Genomic DNA, 19,830 nt, shown 5'->3' on the forward strand with positions numbered 1-19,830 from the left:
CTCACCCCTTCATCGCCGTTTCGCGTTTATTCATAAACTTGATATTCAAGATTGAAAAGACAAGTGTAATCAGGAATAAAATGACTCCCCCGGCACTCGCATATCCCATCTTTAAATTCTCAAATGCTTCCTGGTAAATATAGAAAACAAGCGTTTTGGTACTGTTCAGCGGTCCTCCGCCTGTCATGACGTAAATCTCTTCAAACACTTTCATCGCTGAAATGGAGGACATTATCGTCACAATCATAATGGACGGCATTAACAGAGGAATCGTAATATGAATAATCTGTTTCCACTTGTTTGCACCGTCTATGTCCGCCGCCTCATAGAGATCTCCCGGGATGGCCTGCAATCCTGCCAAATAAATAACCATATAATAGCCAAGGCCCTTCCAGACTGTTACAGCCATTACTGCAAAGATGGAGGTTGAAGTTGATGTAAGCCAGTGCACAGGCTCTCCGATAATCCCAAGCGATTCAAGAAAATAATTCAGCACGCCTTGATCTGCGTACACCCACTTCCAGGTAATCCCGACAACAACCATCGATGTAACAACAGGTATGTAATAGGCGGACCTGAAAAAAGCGATTCCCCTGATCTGCTGGTTCACAAGAATGGCAATAAAGATGGGAAGAATGACGAGTGCAGGGACCACTATGATCAGGTAAAGCAGCGTCTGCCCGAGCACCTTCCAAAACAGCTCATCTTCAAACAAATTCTGATAATTTTCCGTTCCGATAAATTCCGCCTCTGTCACCATGTTATAGTTGGTGAAGCTGAGCCAGATCGCCTGCAGCATGGGATAAAAAATGAATGCCCCAAGAATGATGCAGCCCGGCAGCAGGAACAGATACGGTGTTATTTTCCCTTGCTTCATCGCCCGCTCACCCCGCTTTTTAATGAATGGAAAACAAGCTGTGCCGCGCCGATCATTCCTGCCTGGTTTCCAAGCACGGCGGGAATCACATTGACACCTTCCACCCGTTTCAGTAATCGATTCCACCAGTGCTCCTTGGACTCGATGATTCCTCCTCCGATGATCACAGCATCCGGATCGATCCCATGAGCAATATTTTCAATAAAAATCCCCAAATGCTCCATATATTCTTCAACAACCGGTACCACTTCCGGATCACCGCCTGCATACAAATCAAATACAGCTGATCCCCGGACCTGCTTCCAGCTGGTGCGTTCATTGATTATGGTGTTCAGAGCCGTTCCTGACAGGTACTGCTCCGCACAGCCTCTCCGTCCGCAGTTGCACGGACGTCCATTTGGAACAAGGACAACATGTCCCCACTCGCCGCTCTGGTGATGAGCACCAGAAAGCACGTTTCCCCGTATTCGGTTTGCCCCGCCGACACCCGTGCCAAGGGTCAGCATCACCAAATCTTCGTCCTCATAATGCAAAGCCTCTCCCCATAAAGCAGCATTTGCATCATTAACGGCAAAGACCGGCGTCTTATACATATCTTCAAAGAATTTTTTCAGATTGACTCCCTGCCATCCTGGGAGATTTGACGTTGCAAAAACAACCTCTCCCGTCCCTTCATTGATTCTGCCCGCTGATCCAATCCCAATTCCAATCACCTTGTCTGTTCCTTGAAGGGAATCAATGACGAACGCAGCGGCAGACAGGATCCCTTCTCTGCCCTCTTTGACAGGTGTTACGGTTTCAAAACGATTTAACATAACTCCATGCTGATCTGTTATACATCCTTTTATTTTTGTTCCGCCAATATCCAGTCCTATCGCGTACACCTCTGCCATCCCCCCGGAAAACATGCGTCAGTAGATTTTCTTTACAACGGCCTGCGCCGTTTTTTCTTTCATGAGCAGAGACGCAGATTTGTTTCGTAATGCAAGTCCTGTGCACAATAAATCAATCACAAAAAGCTGGGAAATCTTAGCCCCAAGCGATCCTCCTTCAAGCGGGGATTCTTTCCCACCGCTGATCAGCACGCAGTCTGCAAGCCTTGTGATAGGCGAACGGGCGTAATACGTCACAGCAATCACTTTCGCTCCGTTATCGCTTGCAATTTTCAGCGATTCCAGCGTATCCTTTGTGCTTCCTGACACACTCAGTCCAATGACAAGATCTTCTTCTGTCAATGTCGCTGCCGTCATAGCCTGAATATGCGGATCAATGATGGCATCTGTCCGTCTCCCGATCCGTAAAAAACGGTTTTTCGCATCCTGAGCGGTAAGACCTGAAGTGCCGACTCCGAAAAAATGAACCGATTTTGCTTCAGATAAAAGAACGAGTGCTTCTTCCAACTTTTTTTCATCAAGCAGCTGAACCGTTTCATCGATAACCTGCTTTGTGTGAGCCGCAATGGACGTAATCAGTCCGTTCGGCTGCTCTCCGCTGTCTTCCTCCTGTTCCTGCTGGGACAAATCCTTTGCAATCGCAAGCTTGAACTCCTGGTATCCCTTTGTTCCGATTTTCCGGCAGAACCTGAGAACCGTCGTGTCGCCGACCTCAGCCGCATCCGCCAGATCCGTTACCGAGAAATACAGAATTTGATCCATGTGTTCAAGAACATAAACAGCCACTTTCTGCTCTGACTTTGTTAAAGAGGGGTAATAGCTGTTAATGAGACCAGCTAGCTTCCCTTTTGATGTAAATGTTTCCGTCAATTCGATCTCCTCTTTCCAGTAAACCGTCAGTAAAAGTTTTCGTAATCAGCTGCGGCCTTGTAATGGCAGAGCCGACAACGACCGCATGGGCGCCGGCTGCAAGAGCCCTTGCCGCATCCTTCGGTGTTCCAATCCGCCCTTCTGCAATGACTGGAACTTTCACGTTTAGTGCAGCTTCTTTTATTAATGTAAAATCAGGACCCGTTTCCTGTCTTGAGTAGGTGGTATAACCCGAGAGCGTCGTCGAGACGCAGTCACACCCGATTTTCTCCGCATAAAGAGCCTCTTCAAGCGTCGAAATGTCGGCCATGACAAGCACATGGTGCTGATGAATATAGGAAACAAGCCCTTCAAGCGTTTCACCCGACGGACGTATTCTCTTTGTGGCATCCAGAGCTATCATCTCTACACCTGCTGAAATCAGCTCATCCGCTTCCCGCTTTGTGGCGGTAATGTAGATTTCGCTGTCTCCATAATCCCGTTTGACTATGCCAATCACCGGCAAATCGATTTCCTGTTTAATCGCTAGAATATCCTCTTTGCTGTTGGCCCTGATGGCAGCTGCGCCACCTTCTTTTGCCGCCTTTGCCATCTTTGCCATTATAGCCGGACCATGCAGCGGCTCTTCTTTTAGCGCCTGACAAGAAACGATCAACTTTCCCTTTATCTGACTGAATAGATTCTCCATCCTGTGCTCCCCGTAACTTTGACATGAACCCGTTTGTGGAAAAAAGAAGGGAGTTTCCCCCCTTCCCTGCCTTATTGACTTAAGATTTCATTCCATTTATCCTCTGCCTGCTTAAGAGCATCATCAACGGACATTTCTCCAAGCATCGCAGCCTGCATCGCTTCATTCATGGCACTTTTCAGCTCATCGTAGCCCTTCATTGGCGGAACAAGCACTTCGCTTTCTTTCAGCTGCTCAGCTGAAACGATGCGCGCCTCATCAATCGGAGTCGCATTTTCAGGAAGCTCTGTGAAATAAGGGTCCTCAAGCGCTGACTCAACGGACGGCAGGATTGTTGTCAATTTATCAAACTCAATTTGGTTCTCAGCATTTGTCAGGAAAACAGAGAATTCAACAGCCGCATCCTGATGCTCGCTTTGCTTTGGCACCACAAGGTTCATAGCCGCTACGTTCTTCTTGTTCGTTTCACCGGTAATCGATACAGCCGTCTTTGTCGCAGCAAGCACATCCGGCGCATTTTCTTTCACTGTGTTCAGGAACTGCGGACCGCTCGCAAGAATGGCAAGCTGGCCTGCCTGATACATATCAATTGCTTTTCCATGGCCTTCTGTCAGTACTTCACGCGGGATTAGATCCGCTTTGTACAAATCCACATAATATTGGAACGCTGCTTTTCCATCAGGTGTATTGAATGCAGCCTTTGTCATCTCTTCATTTGTCAAATCGACGCCCTTCATCACCATCGTTTCAAGAAGATGGCTTCCGTCAAACGGAGGGAAGAACGCATATTTACCCGTCTTTTCTTTAATTGTTTTAGATACTTCTGCAAGCTCTTCGAACGTTGCAGGCGGCTTATTCGGATCAAGCCCTGCTTCTTCAAAGATCTTCGTATTGTACATCGTTACCTGTGAAGAAAGGTACCACGGAATGCCGAACGTTTTTCCGTCAAACGTGTTGGACTTCCATACGCCTTCGAAATACTGGCTCTTCACATCATCCGCGACCGCCTCATCCATATCGACGAGCGCATCAAGCTCAGCAAGCTTTGCCGCAAACTGCGGGTTTAGGTTCGCCACATCAGGAGCTGTTTTAGAGGCAACAGATGCAAGAATCTTTTTCTCCATGTCTCCCCACGGAACATCCACCCACTTGACCTTAATGTTTTCATTCTCTTTTTCAAAATCAGCAATGACGCCGTTAATATAGTCATCAAATGTCGGAGACAGCTGCATCGTCCAGAATTCAATCTCAATTGGTCCGTCTGATTTCTTATCATCTGAACTCGCTTTCTCTGTGCCGCCGCTGCAGGCTGCTGCAAACATCAGCATAAATACGGTCAATCCAAGAATAAGTAAACGCAAGCTTTTCTTCACCTTTTCATCCCCCTTGATTGGCAAAAAATAATAACGCTTCTTCTAAATGATCCTTCCAGAAAGTCCATACGTGATCTTCGTCTTTTTCTATGTACGACAACTGAGCCTCTTTTTCAGTCCATACCTTTCGCATAAGGCGATTGCGCGTCAGAATCCATAAGCGCTGATGGCTGATCGGAGAGACAAAGTCATCCTCCTTCAAACCAACAAGCTGATGAACGTGGAGATTGCTCTGCTTGCCAAGCACCTTTACCTCCTCCAAATGAACAGGAGAAAATGCGGCAGACTGCAGCAGCAAATGCGTCCAGATCTTAGGATCCCTGAGAAAAATGGATACACTGACCGCTCCACCAAGAGAATCACCAAGCATCCCCTGCTTCACCGCACGCTTACCGCAAAGCACTTGATCAGCCACAAACGACAGCAGCTCCTCCAGAAAGAACGACACATATTCCCCGTGCGTCTCTCCATTCGGATGATAGCAGGCATACCTCTGCATGGAATCACCCGGCGGAACGAGCACAATCAGCAGCGGCTTCCCCATAAGCCCGCCAAGCTTCTGCTCGAGCTCCCCAATCTCCAGATAATCCAGCCCATCCTGCACATACAGAACGTAAACGCTCTCATTTTCCTTAAAGGCCTGATTCGCAAGCAAATAAAACGGCATCTCCCTTTGCAGACATCGACTGAAAAAATCAATTTCTCGAAGTTTAAAAGACACATCGAACTTCCTCTCACCCCTGAATCATAGACAACCGCCTATTGATAAGAAGTATAACACCAATTCTGAATTGCGTGAATATTTTCTTCAAAAATTTTTTATTTGGTGGAGAATTGCTCCAAAAAGGAGGGGTCAGTTCCGCTCCTCATTAACATATTAATACAGAGTGGGACTGACCAGGAAAAGAGCCAATCGGCTGATTGGCTCAAGTTTAAGAATTGAATTAGGAATGACTTGAAGTTTTTATAGAGGAAATATTTATTTGAGGATCTATAAGGATTACGGGCATCATTTCACCAATTTCTTTGAGCTCCTATCGTTTTTCAAAGTACTCTCTCTAAGTACACTTTTTAATTCTGAAAACTCTCTTATTAATTCAATTTTACAGTCCTCTATCTCATTTGTAAGTTTGATTAGCAGTCCCTCAATTCGATCTGCTTGTTCTTGATTCATTTTTACAGCTCCTTTCTTTGTTTGACACTCAATATTAACCATTTCACCCTTTTTTCTTCACCAGCTCCAGAACACGTTTATTGAATTCACCTTCAGTAATTTCATTCCTGATGACCTTCTTCACCAATTCTGTTTGTTCGGCAGTAATGTATTTCCCTTCGAGCTCAATGCTTGCCTTGGCTTGTTCTAATGCCTTTTTAATAAACATACAACCACCACACATCCTTCTTGTTGGAAAATAAACCCTAAATGTAGTATAACAAAACTTAGATACTAGAATTATATGTAAGCGTAATGTTCTAAGGGGGAAGATGCTGTGAAATTGTTTTTCATAGAACCAGAAGTAGCTGGTGGTCACGGCAATCAATCCATTTATGGCACTGAACAAGACATATTGACTGATGGCATTTCAGGAAGGATAAAGTTTTTGCATTATGAATTCCAGGGGTGGCTGGGAGATGACCTGTTAGAAGCAACTCCAGCATTTATTGTCTCTCACAAACTGAAGGCAGAATTGATGAGCAGTACTTTTACAGACTTTAAGCTTGAAGAATGTCAGATTACAGTATCCGATGCACTTAAAGAATTGGATTACGCCAAAAAAATTCCCCCATTTACTAGATTGATCCCTTTTGGAAAAATCCGAATAGACGGAGAACGCTTTGAAAACTGGTCAGGTCATCACTTTTGCATGTCATCAAAGGGTGAGTTAGTCGTTACTCAGGAAGCTTTGGATTTATTAAAGAGAGTTTCATTAAATCACTGTGATATTATTCCTTTAGAACAGATGTAAATTCTAAATTAATTACTGCCCAACAATGCATCTGCCCAATACAAAAAGCGTGCATTTATTAGAATCTAATAGATGCACGCTTTTTCCATTACTAGTTCTAATAAATCTATTTACTCCTTATTGCACTACACTAATTCTTCCTTCTACCCCAACATCAATAACATTAAGTTCTTTCGCATACTCAATCAAAACTTCCGCATCTGTCCGTGCACTTTGCTCATCTACCAGCAATTTACTGTCTTTAAACATCGTGTATCCGTCTCCGCCGTTAAATACGTAATTCAGCATGGCTACTTTGTACTTTTTTTGCATGTCAATCGGTTCATTGTTGACTGAGATCGTTTCTACTCTTGATCCCACTGGTTTGGCAGGGTTATAGGAATAGGTCATGCCTGAGACCTGCATAAATCCGCCGCCAAGGTTTTCGACTCTTGATACTCCGTTCTCGAGAGCAGCTTTTATGGTTTCTCCTTTTACTTCTGCCATGATCACTTTGTTTTGAAAAGGAAGAATGGAGTATGCATCACGCAGAGTGAATTCTCCGGCAGGGATACTAGTCCGGATTCCGCCGCCGTTCATCATGCCGATATCCGCATTGTAAAAAGAGCGATAGCTGTCAGCTACAAAATTGCCGATATTTGTTTCCTGATATCGCGTTTCATGGTTATCTCCATAAACCAGAGGAGTCTCTAATTTTGCGATGGGTTTGCCAAGCTCTTCTTCCAGCTTATTTTGATAGTAGTCTGCGAGCTTTTTCAATTCTGGATCTTCCGGCACCGTATGATCGACTTCTATTACTGATGGTTTAAGCGCAATGTCTTTTCCATCTTTTTCAATATCCAGCCGAATCATTGAACCAAGATTTCCTTCCGGAGCAAGAATGTAACGATCATTCTCATATTCATGGATAAACGATTGATCCTCTGCTTGTTCTTCCGTAAACACGGCATTAATTTCAGGGACTTCTGCCAGTAATTGTTCATCCTTCTTTAAGGATTCTTGTGTTAACGCAACAACAGCATCCACTTTTTTTGTTTCTTTCATTTTTTTGACTGCATTTTTGGCCGACTGGATAAGGTCCTGCTGAACCACTTTTCCATCTGAGGATGTCGTGTTCATATCATCTGTGAGACTAATAACGCCAATTTTAATTCCCTGTTTATTCATAATCTTATAGGTTGGAACATCAGCGAATGGCTTCCCTTCTGTATCTGTAAGGTTTGAAGACATCCATTCAAAGTCAGATTGCTCAACCAGTTTTTTGGTCACATCAGATCCAAAATCAAAATCATGCTGACCAAAGTTTGCAAGATCAATGCCAATTTCATTAAAGGCTTCAACCATCGGAAACCCCTGGTACACAGCGCCAAATAACGTGCCGCCACCTAAGTCTCCTCCAAATGCCACTGCTGTATGTTTATTCTCGCTTCTAACACGGTCAATAGCTGTTTTCAGCCTTGCAACACCGCCCCGGTCTCCCAATTTGTTAACGACCGGACTAATTTCATGAGCATCGTTAAAATATAGGACTGTTGCTTTCCGAGGCTGCCCTTTTGCCTCAACACTTACGCTGCTTAGTAACAAAGAGCTGATACCCATGACAAAACTTAATACGACAAGAAATAAGCGATTCATAAACAATCTCCTTTTATGTAATAGAGTACATTCCTTATAAGTGTACAAGGAAGGTATGAAGCGGATGTTACAGGTTTGTTAAAATGTCGATTTTCAAGGCTACACCACTCAACACCACAAAGGAAAATTTTCCTCGTAAACGCTTAAATTAAATAAATAATAAGAAATTTTCTATAAAATGATTGATTTTTCGTGTTTTTGGATTTAGACTGAGTTTAGTTAAATTATCTGAAAGGTGGAAAGATTACGCATGATCACCGAAAAAACAAACATGACTGATTTTAATATGAATTTTTTTAGTCTTAAAGGAAAGACAGCCATCATCACAGGAGGAAATTCAGGATTGGGTCAGGGATTTGCGCTTGCACTTGCGAAAGCCGGTGCTGATATTTTTGCAGTCAGCATGGCAGAGGACGATAATCAGACGAAGGAACTAATTGAAGCTGAGGGCGTCAAGTTTCACTTGATGATTGCTGATATTACAAAAGATGGTGTGTGTAAGCAGATCGTCGATGAATGTTTACAGACATATGGCAAAATCGATATTTTGATGAACAACGCCGGAATCGGCATTAATATAAAAGATGTCACTCAGTTTACTAGACTTCAATGGGACAAGATGGTTTCAGTCAATCTGACGGCAGCGTTTGAGCTGGCGCATGAAGCGGCTAAGCATATGATCGAGCAAAAAAGCGGAAAAATCATCAATACATGCTCCCTGTTTTCATACCTCGGAGGACAATGGTCTCCTGCGTATGCAGCTACAAAACACGGTTTAGCTGGTTTTACGAAAGCCTATTGTGATGAATTGGCACAATTTAATATTCAAGTAAACGGCATTGCGCCTGGATATTTTGCGACAGATGTCACGAAGGATACAAGAGCGAACCCGGAAAGCAATCAGAGAGTTCTGGATCATATACCTGCAAACAGATGGGGCAATATCGTTGATTTAATGGGAACAGTTGTCTTTTTAGCAAGTGACGCGTCCAATTATGTAAACGGTTCCTTAGTAAATGTAGACGGCGGTTATCTAGTCCGATAGATTCGAATCAAGCCAACTAAAATAAGCACTAAAGGAGAATGAATAATGCAAACACAAACTAACCACAAACAAATGATTGAAGAGTTAAAAGCACTGCTGTCAGCGGAACAGGTCGTAACGAATGAAGAGGCTTTATACGATGCTTCTGCAGACCGTTATAAAAAATATGCAAAAACAAAAAAAGCACTGAACGTTCCAGCTCCGATTGCCATCGTCTATCCGCTTGCCACTGAAGATGTGAAATCGATTCTTATGTTCTGTAATGAAAACGACATTAACGTGATTCCAAGAAGCGGAAAAACAGGCACAGAGGGCGGATTGGAAAACTGGAAAGAAACTTCTATCGTAGTTGACGGATCAAAAATGAACGAGATCATCAACATCGATACATACAACATGCAGGCTACTGTTCAAACAGGCGTGAAGCTGCAAAAACTGGAAGATGAGCTTCGCAAACTGGGATACACTACAGGTCATTCCCCTCAATCTAAGCCAGTTGCCCAGCTTGGCGGATTGGTTGCGACAAGAAGTATTGGTCAGTTCTCTACTTTATACGGCGCGATCGAAGATATGGTTGTCGGATTGGAATGCGTATTCCCAGAAGGCCAAGTGTCTAAAATTAAAAACGTGCCAAGACGCTCAGGCGGACCAGACATCAGACATATCGCCATTGGTAATGAAGGTGCCCTTTGCTATATCACGGAAGTGACAGTCAAAATCTTTAAATATATGCCTGAAAACAACGAGTTCCACGGCTATCTAATTAAAGATGTAGAAACAGGCATCAAGATCCTGAGAGAAGTCATGGTAAACGGCTTCAGACCGTCCGTTGCCCGTGTTTACTCGGAAGAAGATGCTAGACAGCATTTCGAACATTTCTATAAGGACAAATGCGTCTTAATTTTCACAACTGAAGGTCCTGCTGGAATCGTTAAAGCGACGAACGAAGGAATCTTAGAAGCTGTTGAAAAGTTCAAAGACGGTGTCATTGAAAAAGTAGATTCTTCTCTAATCGAAACATGGTTCAATCACTTGAACTGGGATGAAAGCAGAATTCAAAAAGAGATTCAGGACATGATAGATTATAATTCACATGATGGATTTACTACAGAGGTATCTGCTGACTGGGATAGCATCGTGAAAATCTACAACAACGTTATGGCAAGAATTAAAAATGAGTTTGACAGAGTGGAAGATTTAACAATGCTTGGCGGTCACTCATCACACAGCTACCTTAACGGAACAAACATGTACTTCGTCTACAATTACACAATCAACTGTGCGCCGGAAGACGAGCTGCGCATCTATCACCACCCGATTCACGAGATCATTATTGAAGAAACGCTGAAGCTTGGCGGATCTATGTGTCATCACCATGGTATCGGAAAATATCGTTCAGAGTGGACGAAAGACGAACACGGTTCAGCTTACTACATGCTTGAAAAGCTAAAAGAAGCATTCGATCCGAAGGGCATCATGAACCACGGCACGATTTTCCCGCAGCCAAATGAAGTGAAGAAATATATTAGAAGCTGATAGGAGCCCAATTATGAGCAAAAGATATATCATGGGGATTGATAACGGGTCACAAAGCACGAAAGTAGCGATCTTTGATTTAGAAGGCAATGAAGCTGCTTTTGGCTCATGCTCGTTACAAGAAACGTTAACCCCCCAACCAGGTATTGTTATACATCCGGATGAAGACTTGTGGGACAGTGTTTATCATGGAGTGAAAAATTGTTTAGAGAACTTTAAAGGTGACCGGACGGCAATCGAAGGAATCGGATTGTGCACGATTCGCTGCTGCCGTGTCTTATTAAAAGAAAACGGTGATTTAGCCCATCCAGCGATAAGCTGGATGGATGCTAGATTATCAGAGCCATATAAACATGAAGATGATCAGGTAAAGTTTGTAACGACTACTTCAGGTTATTTAGGGCTAAGATTAACCGGAGAATACAACGATACAGCTGGCAATTGTGAAGTGCACTGGCCGCTAGACCGTGAAACATTAGACTGGTCAACGGACGATGACGTTATAAAAGCCAATGGCCTTACAAGGGACATGCTGTTTAATCTAGTAAAACCGGGAGAAAAATTAGGATCGCTCCGCAAAGAACTGGCAAGGGACTTCGGTTTAAAAGAAGGAATACCAGTCGTTGCGACTTCAAATGATAAAGCCGTTGAAGTGCTGGGCTCAGGCATCAACAAAAAGAACTCCATCATGATTTCGCTTGGAACATTCATCTCAGCCATGGTATTAAGAGATGAGTATTATGAAAACGCTAACAACTTCTTCCCCACTCTTGCATCCGTTCCTTTCAAATATGTATATGAATCGACTGGAATCAGACGCGGATTATGGACCGTCAGCTGGTTTAAGAAATTAATCGGCGAAGAACTGGTGACGGAAGCAGCAAAGCTTGAGATCTCTGAAGAAGAATTCCTGAACCGCAAAGCTAAAGACGTGCCTGTCGGCAGTGATGGCCTGATCACCATCTTAGACTGGCTGGCTTCTCCCGCTGCACCTTACCGAAAAGGAATCATGATCGGTTTTGATCAAAGACACACAAGGTATCACATGTACCGCTCCATATTAGAAGCGATTGCCTTCAACATTAAAAACAACATCGATGAAATGGCAGAAGAAATAAACATGGAAATCGATGAAGTAGTCGTCAATGGCGGAGGTTCAAAAAGTGACGTCATGATGCAGATCATCTCTGATCTATTCGGGCTGCCGGCACACCGGCGAACAGGAAGCAGCTGTGCGTGCCTAGGCGCCGCTATCTCTGTAGCAGCTCATCTATCAATCTATGATGATTTTTCGGAAGCCGTTGAAAAGATGGTTAAAACTGAAACGACATTCTACCCAGATTCGAACAGCCATGCCTTTTACAGCGAATTGAATAACACCGTTGTTAAAAACGTCAGACAGCATACGGATAACATACTGAAATTATCGTATCCGATATTTAAATAAGAAGTGGATGGTGCCCATGAAATCAGCTAATGTCAAAAGATATTTTCAGTTTTTACTTATCGTTTTAGCAGCAGGTGCTATTTTTCCTTTAATCTACCTTCGAACCAACTACCAAGAGACGATCTTAGAAGTTTACGGAATGACCCTGCCTCAATTAAATACGATTTTCTCTGCACTCGGGATTGCGTTTATAGTTGGATATTTCCCAAGCGGATGGATTTCCGATAAATTTTCTGCCAAGAAACTGATTTCAATCTCCTTGTTATTTGTCGGATTGGCCGGAATCTGGTTTGCTCAAGTACCGAGCTATCCTGTTGTTATTTTCATATTTATCATCTGGGGGATTTTCTCCGTATTAACGTTTTGGTCTGCCCATCTTAAAATCGTTAAACTTATTTCAAAAAAAGAAGAAGAAGGCCGTTTTTTTGGAGTGCTGGACGGAGGCAGAGGAGTAGTAGAAGCCGTTTTAGCCAGTATTGCCGTCTTCCTTTTCTCAAGAGTTTTGGGAGCAAGTACAGCTGTTGCAGATAAAAAAGACGCTCTAGTCAATGTCATCTATATGTATTCCGGAGTACTTATTGTTGTATCGATATTAATTATGATCTTCGTAAATGTTGACGGAAACAGTGAAAAAACAGAAGCAGTGAGCGAGAAAAACGAACCGAAAGCAAAGGGTTCTTTCAAAGATGTATTTTACAACAGATTTGTATGGCTTCTTGGCGGCATCATCTTCATGAGCTATATTGTCACATGGACGATTTACTACTTCGGCGGATTCCTGCAAACGAATATTGGGATCAATGCTTCTATCGTAGGTACGGTCACGGTCATCATGCTATGGATGAGACCGGTCGGCGGAATTGCCGGCGGATTCTTAGGGGATAAGTTCGGGAAGAGCAACATTCTCATCATCGCATTAGGGTTAGCAGCAGCACTCTTAATTATGATTTCCGTCTTGCCTGCTTCTCTGCCTCCTTACCTCTTTTACGCATTGGTTATATTGAGTGGCTTATCCGTTTATACAATCCGAGGCCTTTACTGGTCACTTCTCGGTGATTGTAATATCGCCGATGAAAAACTGGGTCTTTCCATCGGATTGATCTCCTTTATCGGATACTTGCCGGATATCTTATTGCCATTAGTCATGAGTATGATGATATCATCGTTCGGCGATGCGGGCGGATATAATGCCTACTTCGTATTCAGTGCAATAGCCGGCGTATTGGGCATCGTGATTACAGTGATCTTTAAAATGGGAGTCGCCAAACGAGCGACCATTACTGTGAAAGATGACATTTCAGTATAAGGCGTATACCATCCAGGTTGTTATACTACCAAATTTTTGGTGTATAGCAGCCTCATTTTTCGTTACTCCCCCTGTTAAGCAAATACACATATTCCTGTATAATGAAGGTAACAGATTGGCCGTTTCCTCGTTTACGAACGGATGATTGTCAAAGAGCTTTTGAAATCGTTCAAATACATCCTATGTTCCTGAGAAAATGATGGGCGACCCGCCATTTTCTAAATGAAAGCGAGTGATATTCTATGATAAAAGTCGTGACAGACAAGTTAACTAAGCTTGAAGAAGAACTGCATGAGAAGCTGTCAAAAGCCGTTTCCGAAGACAATAAAATAAAAATAATCGAAGCCGCTGAAATCGGCGAGGTCTCCCCTTCCAAGGTATCTAAATTGGTACGCAAGCTAGGCTTTGATAATTTCAAACAATACAAGCTCTACTTCAGCGGTCAGGAAATGAATTTAGAGAAGCACAAGAAATCAAACGAAATTGAACGGTTAATGCGTTTTTTGGAGAATTTTGAATCTGAAGTCATAGATGATTTTGTTTCGATTTTTCAAAAGTACGATAAGATCATTCTATTCGGTCTTGGCCCCTCTTTTATCGCTGCAGAATACTTCGCCTACAAACTTGCGACGGTATCGGATAAAAATGTGACGGTCACGCAAAGTGAAGATTTCGCCGAACGCATAGCAGATGAAAAGACACTGCTCATCGTCCTTTCCGTGACCGGAAAATTTTCTTCTTTTCATCCTTTGTTTCAGAATGTGAAGAAAAATGGCTCAAGTATCATGCTGATCCTTGAAGAATATGTGAATACGAAGGAATTTCATGCGGACTATATTTTTCATCTATCTAAGTTCAGTCAGGGAGATGCGTTACTCCCATTCGAAAAAACAAGAACCGCGTTTTTCATTGTGATTGAAGAGATCATTGCGAAGCTCTCTGCTTTGAATCCATCAAATTGATTTGCAGGCTGACCCTCTCACTCTTAATGAGAATTCAGCCTCTATTAGAGACAAATAAAAAGTAAGCGTTTTCTTACAGGCAACTTGGAGGAGGAGCAAAATGAAGTCATTGAAGCATTGGGTGTTTTGGCCGCCCTTTCTATTTGTATTAGCAGCAAGTGTCTTAAGCTTCACGAACAAAGAGGCATTTATAAAAATCACGACTGGCGCCAATGACTGGGTCATTGCAAACGTTGGCTGGGTTTTTAGTTTAGCCGGCCTGTTCATGGTCGTTGTTTGTGTAGGTGTCTACTTCTCTAAATTAGGAAAAGTGAGAATTGGAGGGGAAAACGCGAAACCTCTTCTATCCTTCCGCAATTGGTTCGCGATTACATTAACCACAACCATTGCAGCAGGCATTACCTTCTGGGGAATCGCAGAACCGATTTACCACCTGGTTGAGCCTCCAAAAAGCATGAATCTGGAACCTAACAGCGCAGGGGCAGCGATCTTCTCGATGTCCACCATGTACCTTCACTGGACCATCACTCCCTACGCCATTTACTGCATCCCTGCCTTAATGTTTGCGTTTGCTTATTACAACATGAAACAGCCTTTCAGCATAGGCTCAACCCTTGCTCCGCTCCTTGGAAATAAGATACACGGTAAATGGGGAAAAGCACTTGATGCCGTATGTCTGTACACATTAGCTTTAGGAATGGCAGCAGCCATGGGGACAAGCATCCTGAATTTAGCAGGTGGAGTCAATTATTTGTCCGGCCTCAAAAGTGCCCCGCTGCTATGGGCTATCATTGCAGCAGTGGTGATGACAACATTCATCATCTCAGCATCAACGGGGCTCATGAAAGGGATCCGCATCCTTTCAGACATCAACTTTAAATTATTCCTGTTCATTATCGTCTTTATCTTTCTAGTAGGACCTACTTCTTATATCCTGAACTTAGGAACCGAGTCTTTCGGCTATTATTTAACACATTTCTTTGAAAAAAGCTTATTTACCGGCGCTGCAGCAAACGACCAATGGCCGCAATGGTGGACCACTTTTTATTGGGCAAACTGGTTTTCATGGGCTGCACTAACAGCCTTGTTCTTAGGAAGAATCGCATACGGCCATACCGTAAGAGCCTTTATCATCGTGAACTTTGCCTTACCTGCCGCTTTCGGCGGAATCTGGATGACCATCTTCGGTGGCACTTCCATCTATCTGCAGATGAACGACGGGAAATTCGGAGATATCTTAACCAGCAGCGGACCGGAAGCCTTGGTCTACGCGGCACTGGAAGCCATGCCATTATCAGAAATCATCATTCCCCTCTACCTGTTTATCGTCTTTATCGCATTTGTAACCTCGGCAGATTCTACTCTTGCAGCAATGGGAGGAATCAGCTCCAAAGGCATTACACCTGAAAGTCCAGAACCAGGCACCTTCATTAAGGTCGTATGGGGTATCACCATTAGTGCGGTCGCATGGGTGATGATCAGTTTTGCTAAAATTGATGGAATTAAAATGCTGTCTAATCTAGGCGGGGTGCCTGCTGTTTTATTGGTTATTGGGATTGTTTTCGCTCTTATAAGAGTGGCTAAAGAGCCTGGGAAGTATGATAGGACGGTGGGAGAAACCGTTGAAGAGAAGAAACAGAATAAAGCGGGGTGATATCCTTAATCCGCACTGTTATAAAAGATTCATCCAAAAAATCACTGCCTAAGAGGCAGTGATTTTTTGTTGTTTTATCTAAACTGGTCAGGAACCATTCCCGCCCCAACTACTCCGGCCTTCTGATCCAGAACAGCAAGCTTTATGTTTAAGTGCGGTCTCAAACTCGGATAAAGCAGCGGCACAACTTTCTCTTTTAACGGCTCCAGCATCAGGTCCTTTGATTTCATCACTCCTCCGCCGAGGACGATTACCTCTGGATTGAGTGTATGCACAATGTTGGCTATCCCCATTGCTAAATAGGTCAGCACCTCATCAATAATTGCTTCTGCTTCAAGATTACCTTCTTTTGCGAGCTGGAAGACTTCTTTCGCTCCATACCCCGGTCCAAAGACACTTTCTGCTTTCTTGCCAATAGCTGTTCCGCTTGCCAGTGCTTCCAATGCTCCCTTGTTAAGACCGGGTGCGCCGGCTGCCTGAGGGTCAATGATCATATTGCCGATTTCCCCGCAATTTCCCTGTGCGCCTGAAATGACGCGGCCGCCATACACGTACCCGCCGCCAACCCCTGTTGAAACGGTGATGTAAAACACACTCTCTGCGTCTTTACCCGCTCCAATTCTGGCTTCAGCAAGTGCTGCTGCATTCGCATCATTCTCTAGGTAGACCGGCAGCTGAACTTCCGATTGGATCATCTTTGTCAGTTCGATATTCTGCCAGCCCGGCAGATTGGGAGGCTCGATTATTACACCTCTTTTTGCATCAAGGGGGCCTGGAGCTCCAATTCCAACTGCTTTTACCGTATGCTTATCCTTTAACTCTTTTATCATACTAATCATTTTTTTAATCGCGTGCTGAGATCCTTTTTCTGCCTCAGTGGGACAGCCTAGCTCTTCTAAAATAGCTCCCGCATCATTAACAACAGCTACCCGTATATTTGTACCGCCTAGGTCAACCCCAATATTCATTTCCCCCACCATCCCATCGTTTCTATAAACTTATGATAGATGCTGGAATGCGCTTTCACAAGGGTGTTTTTGTGGACTTTAGTCTGCGCTTTAGGTAAAGAGCGCTAAACATCACCTCGCCAGCCATCCCCCGTCAACTGCCATTACATGTCCATTCATATAATCGGACGCACGGCTGGCCAAGAAAACCACCGCACCCATTAAGTCTTCCGGGTTTGCCCAATACCCTGCAGGAATACGGGATAAGATTTCAGCGTTTCTTTTTTCATCTTCCCGTATGGCTGCCGTGTTATCTGTTGCAATGTACCCCGGAGCAATGGCGTTTATCTGGATATTGTGTTCAGCCAATTCGTTGGCATAAGCTTTCGTGAGGCCGGCAACAGCATGTTTGCTTGCTGTATAAGCCGGGACAAATTTCCCGCCCTGATAAGACAGCATAGAGGCTATGTTTATTATTTTTCCGCTCTTTTGTTCCACCATCACCTTTGCCGCTTCCTGGCTTAAGAGATAGAGAGAGTTCAGATTTACTTCCATGACCTCATCCCAATCCTCTTCTTTGTAATCGAGAACTGGAGATCGCTTAATTGTTCCGGCATTATTTACGAGAATATCGATGGTCCCGAACGTTTTTATACATCCCGCTATTACACCCTTAACCGACTTTCGGCTGCTTAGGTCAGCCACGAAGGAAACTGCCTTTCTGCCGGTTTCTTCAATCATTTGAATTGTTTCTTTCGCATCTCCTCTTCTTGAAACAACTAAAACATCAGCACCTGCTTTTGCAAGGGCGACAGCATAGCTCTGACCAAGCCCCTTGTTTGCGCCTGTTACAACAGCTGTCTTTCCATCCAGCCTGAAATAATCCAGTGAAAATGATGTTATTCCTCCCATATGGCATTCCCCTTTTTATCAGCTTTGATTATCTCAAGTCTTCCATCTTCACTTGGTCCATGTCATCATACGCGATATTCTCTCCGCACATTCCCCAGATAAATGTGTAATTGCTTGTTGCAGTTCCTGTGTGGATCGACCAGCTTGGCGAAATAACAGCTTGCTCGTTTTTTAGGATTAAATGCCTTGTTTCCTGCGGCTCTCCCATAAAGTGAAAAGCTCTCGTTTCTGGCTCCATATCGAAATACAAGTAGACTTCCATTCTTCTTTCATGAGTATGGCACGGCATCGTATTCCATACACTTCCGGGAGACAGCATGGTCAGACCCATCTGCAGCTGGCAGCTTTCACACACATTCGGGTGAATATACTGATAAATCTTTCGGTCGTTCAAGGTTTCGGAAGAGCCAAGTTCAAGAGGCTTGATGGATTCAATATCAATTTTCACAGTAGGATACGTATGATGGGCTGGAGAGGAATTTATGTAAAACTTGGCCGGTTCAGATGGGTGGTCAGAACGGAACTCAATTTCTCTTGTTCCCATTCCTATATACATGCCATCCCGTTTTTGCATGGTATATTCAGTTCCATCTAGAAGGATGCTTCCTTTGCCTCCAATATTGATAACTCCCATCTCTCTTCTTTCAAGGAAGAATCCGACTCCAAGCTCTTTTGAAAGGCTCAAATTCAATCCATTCTCAAACGGCATGATTCCGCCGAAAATCATTCTGTCGACATGTGTATATGTAAGACAAACATTGTCAGGCTGAAAAAGCGACTCAACAAGGAACTCCCGGCGCAAGTCTTCTGTTGTGTACGTTTTGATATCATTAGGATGATGAGCATATCTTGTTTCCATTTTAAATCTCCCTTTCTGCTGCTTGATTTTCCCAAGAATAAACAGGTTTCCATTTTAATAGTTTTTTAGCTTTTCGATTGGATGAAAGAGCCTGATTTCCACTGAAATCAACCCTCAGATCACTTACAGAAGGATAATACCTACGGATAAGTTCATTAGACGTTTCTTTCATACACGTTTCATCAGCCGTAATATTCATGGCAGCAAACTCAAGGTTTTCAGCTTCCACAGCAAGTCTGCAAGCTGATGCAGCATCCCTCACGTCCACATAACTCCAGAGAAACCTCTCTCTTTCTTTGTTATCGGGATTCAGCAGCATGGCATATCCAGCAGGAGGAACTGCTACATGGCCGAACCGAAGGCACACAATCTGACTGCCATCCTTTCGTTGAAACATTTTAGCTGTTTCTTCCGCCGCAATCTTTGATAAACCGTAGCATTCCTGCGGCAGAAGCGGATGTTCTTCCGTAACAGGAAAATAATCAGGCGAAAACCGGTGTTCAGCCCAGCAGAAGCCATAAATAGACTCACTTGATGCAACAGTCACTTTCTGGATTCCCATACCTGAACAAGCTTCAAGGACATTGTAGGTAGAGATGACATTATTCTGAAAAACGACTTCGTTTGGAAAACCTCCCGGTGCGTTTATGCTCGCAAGGTGAACGACGGCATCCGCTCCTTTGATTGCACCGTATACTTCTCCAAGATTAGTTAAGTCCGTGATGATGGTGCGGCAGTTAATTTGCTCCGGTCTTTTTTGGTCAATATTAACGACTTCATAGCCGTAATCAATAAATTCTTTCAGAACCCACTTTCCGACAATCCCGCTTCCTCCTGTAACAGCCACTTTCTTCATCGT

Annotated in this window: 20 protein-coding genes; 7 read left to right on the forward strand and 13 right to left on the reverse strand. The window is 43.7% G+C overall.

Annotation, left to right across the window (positions count from 1 at the left end; genetic code table 11):
• Position 1 precedes the first annotated feature (1 nt).
• From ACK1LH_RS19345 to ACK1LH_RS19380, 8 genes are all read right to left on the reverse strand, one after another.
• A complete protein-coding gene (locus ACK1LH_RS19345; protein WP_411333992.1) occupies positions 2-877 on the reverse strand; it encodes a carbohydrate ABC transporter permease in 876 nt (291 codons plus the stop codon).
• Positions 874-1,770, reverse strand: coding sequence for an ROK family protein (locus ACK1LH_RS19350; protein WP_411333993.1), 897 nt, complete (start codon positions 1,768-1,770; stop codon positions 874-876). The genes ACK1LH_RS19345 and ACK1LH_RS19350 overlap by 4 nt, the downstream gene beginning before the upstream one ends.
• Before the next feature lie 18 nt (positions 1,771-1,788).
• Positions 1,789-2,640 carry a MurR/RpiR family transcriptional regulator gene (locus ACK1LH_RS19355; RefSeq protein WP_035319428.1) on the reverse strand — a complete coding sequence of 284 codons (852 nt, stop codon included), beginning with the start codon at positions 2,638-2,640 and terminating at the stop codon, positions 1,789-1,791.
• Positions 2,594-3,328, reverse strand: a complete 735-nt coding sequence (locus tag ACK1LH_RS19360) for an N-acetylmannosamine-6-phosphate 2-epimerase (protein WP_411333994.1) — start codon at positions 3,326-3,328, stop codon at positions 2,594-2,596. Before ACK1LH_RS19360 ends, ACK1LH_RS19355 begins: the two co-directional genes overlap by 47 nt.
• A 71-nt stretch (positions 3,329-3,399) precedes the next feature.
• Positions 3,400-4,701 carry an ABC transporter substrate-binding protein gene (locus tag ACK1LH_RS19365; protein ID WP_411333995.1) on the reverse strand — a complete coding sequence of 434 codons (1,302 nt, stop codon included), beginning with the start codon at positions 4,699-4,701 and terminating at the stop codon, positions 3,400-3,402.
• Between the two features lie 4 nt (positions 4,702-4,705).
• The gene (locus tag ACK1LH_RS19370; RefSeq protein WP_411333997.1) at positions 4,706-5,422 is read right to left on the reverse strand and encodes an alpha/beta hydrolase; all 717 of its coding nucleotides are present in this window, start codon (positions 5,420-5,422) and stop codon (positions 4,706-4,708) included.
• Positions 5,423-5,710: 288 nt separating this feature from the next.
• A complete protein-coding gene (locus tag ACK1LH_RS19375; protein WP_411333999.1) occupies positions 5,711-5,875 on the reverse strand; it encodes a hypothetical protein in 165 nt (54 codons plus the stop codon).
• 43 nt (positions 5,876-5,918) lie between these two features.
• Entirely contained in the window at positions 5,919-6,083 is a 165-nt protein-coding gene (locus ACK1LH_RS19380; protein ID WP_411334000.1) for a hypothetical protein, read from the reverse strand.
• A 108-nt stretch (positions 6,084-6,191) separates the two neighbouring features.
• Here ACK1LH_RS19380 and ACK1LH_RS19385 point away from each other — a divergent pair, with 108 nt between their 5' ends.
• Positions 6,192-6,668: a hypothetical protein gene (locus ACK1LH_RS19385; RefSeq protein WP_411334002.1), complete on the forward strand. Its 477-nt coding sequence runs from the start codon at positions 6,192-6,194 to the stop codon at positions 6,666-6,668.
• A 117-nt stretch (positions 6,669-6,785) separates the two neighbouring features.
• Here ACK1LH_RS19385 and ACK1LH_RS19390 read toward each other — a convergent pair whose 3' ends face one another.
• On the reverse strand, positions 6,786-8,303 hold the full coding sequence (locus ACK1LH_RS19390; protein ID WP_411334004.1) for a bifunctional metallophosphatase/5'-nucleotidase: 1,518 nt from the start codon (positions 8,301-8,303) through the stop codon (positions 6,786-6,788).
• A gap of 250 nt (positions 8,304-8,553) precedes the next feature.
• Here ACK1LH_RS19390 and ACK1LH_RS19395 point away from each other — a divergent pair, with 250 nt between their 5' ends.
• The 6 genes from ACK1LH_RS19395 (at position 8,554) to ACK1LH_RS19420 (ending at position 16,253) form a co-directional block, all read left to right on the forward strand.
• Complete coding sequence (locus tag ACK1LH_RS19395; RefSeq protein ID WP_411334005.1) at positions 8,554-9,348, forward strand: SDR family oxidoreductase; 795 nt, start codon at positions 8,554-8,556, stop codon at positions 9,346-9,348.
• A 45-nt stretch (positions 9,349-9,393) separates the two neighbouring features.
• Positions 9,394-10,884, forward strand: coding sequence for an FAD-binding oxidoreductase (locus ACK1LH_RS19400; RefSeq protein WP_411334006.1), 1,491 nt, complete (start codon positions 9,394-9,396; stop codon positions 10,882-10,884).
• A gap of 13 nt (positions 10,885-10,897) precedes the next feature.
• Positions 10,898-12,331, forward strand: coding sequence for an FGGY-family carbohydrate kinase (locus ACK1LH_RS19405; protein WP_411334008.1), 1,434 nt, complete (start codon positions 10,898-10,900; stop codon positions 12,329-12,331).
• A 16-nt stretch (positions 12,332-12,347) separates the two neighbouring features.
• Positions 12,348-13,637 (forward strand): MFS transporter, encoded by a 1,290-nt coding sequence (locus ACK1LH_RS19410; RefSeq protein WP_411334009.1) that lies wholly within the window; start codon positions 12,348-12,350, stop codon positions 13,635-13,637.
• 242 nt (positions 13,638-13,879) lie between these two features.
• Entirely contained in the window at positions 13,880-14,599 is a 720-nt protein-coding gene (locus ACK1LH_RS19415; protein ID WP_411334010.1) for a MurR/RpiR family transcriptional regulator, read from the forward strand.
• Between the two features lie 100 nt (positions 14,600-14,699).
• The gene (locus ACK1LH_RS19420; protein WP_411334011.1) at positions 14,700-16,253 is read left to right on the forward strand and encodes a BCCT family transporter; all 1,554 of its coding nucleotides are present in this window, start codon (positions 14,700-14,702) and stop codon (positions 16,251-16,253) included.
• 74 nt (positions 16,254-16,327) lie between these two features.
• Here the strand turns inward: ACK1LH_RS19420 and ACK1LH_RS19425 are convergent, their stop codons facing one another.
• The 4 genes from ACK1LH_RS19425 to ACK1LH_RS19440 form a co-directional block, all read right to left on the reverse strand.
• Positions 16,328-17,221, reverse strand: a complete 894-nt coding sequence (locus ACK1LH_RS19425) for an ROK family protein (RefSeq protein WP_411334012.1) — start codon at positions 17,219-17,221, stop codon at positions 16,328-16,330.
• 111 nt (positions 17,222-17,332) lie between these two features.
• Positions 17,333-18,112, reverse strand: a complete 780-nt coding sequence (gene kduD, locus ACK1LH_RS19430) for a 2-dehydro-3-deoxy-D-gluconate 5-dehydrogenase KduD (protein ID WP_411334014.1) — start codon at positions 18,110-18,112, stop codon at positions 17,333-17,335.
• A 28-nt stretch (positions 18,113-18,140) separates the two neighbouring features.
• Positions 18,141-18,971 carry a 5-dehydro-4-deoxy-D-glucuronate isomerase gene (kduI, locus tag ACK1LH_RS19435; protein WP_411334016.1) on the reverse strand — a complete coding sequence of 277 codons (831 nt, stop codon included), beginning with the start codon at positions 18,969-18,971 and terminating at the stop codon, positions 18,141-18,143.
• A 1-nt stretch (position 18,972) separates the two neighbouring features.
• Complete coding sequence (locus ACK1LH_RS19440) at positions 18,973-19,827, reverse strand: NAD-dependent epimerase/dehydratase family protein (RefSeq protein ID WP_411334018.1); 855 nt, start codon at positions 19,825-19,827, stop codon at positions 18,973-18,975.
• Between the last annotated feature and the right edge of the window lie 3 nt (positions 19,828-19,830).

It is taken from the genome of Metabacillus indicus (assembly GCF_046603695.1).
Taxonomy (GTDB): Bacteria; Bacillota; Bacilli; order Bacillales; family Bacillaceae; genus Bacillus_P; species Bacillus_P indicus.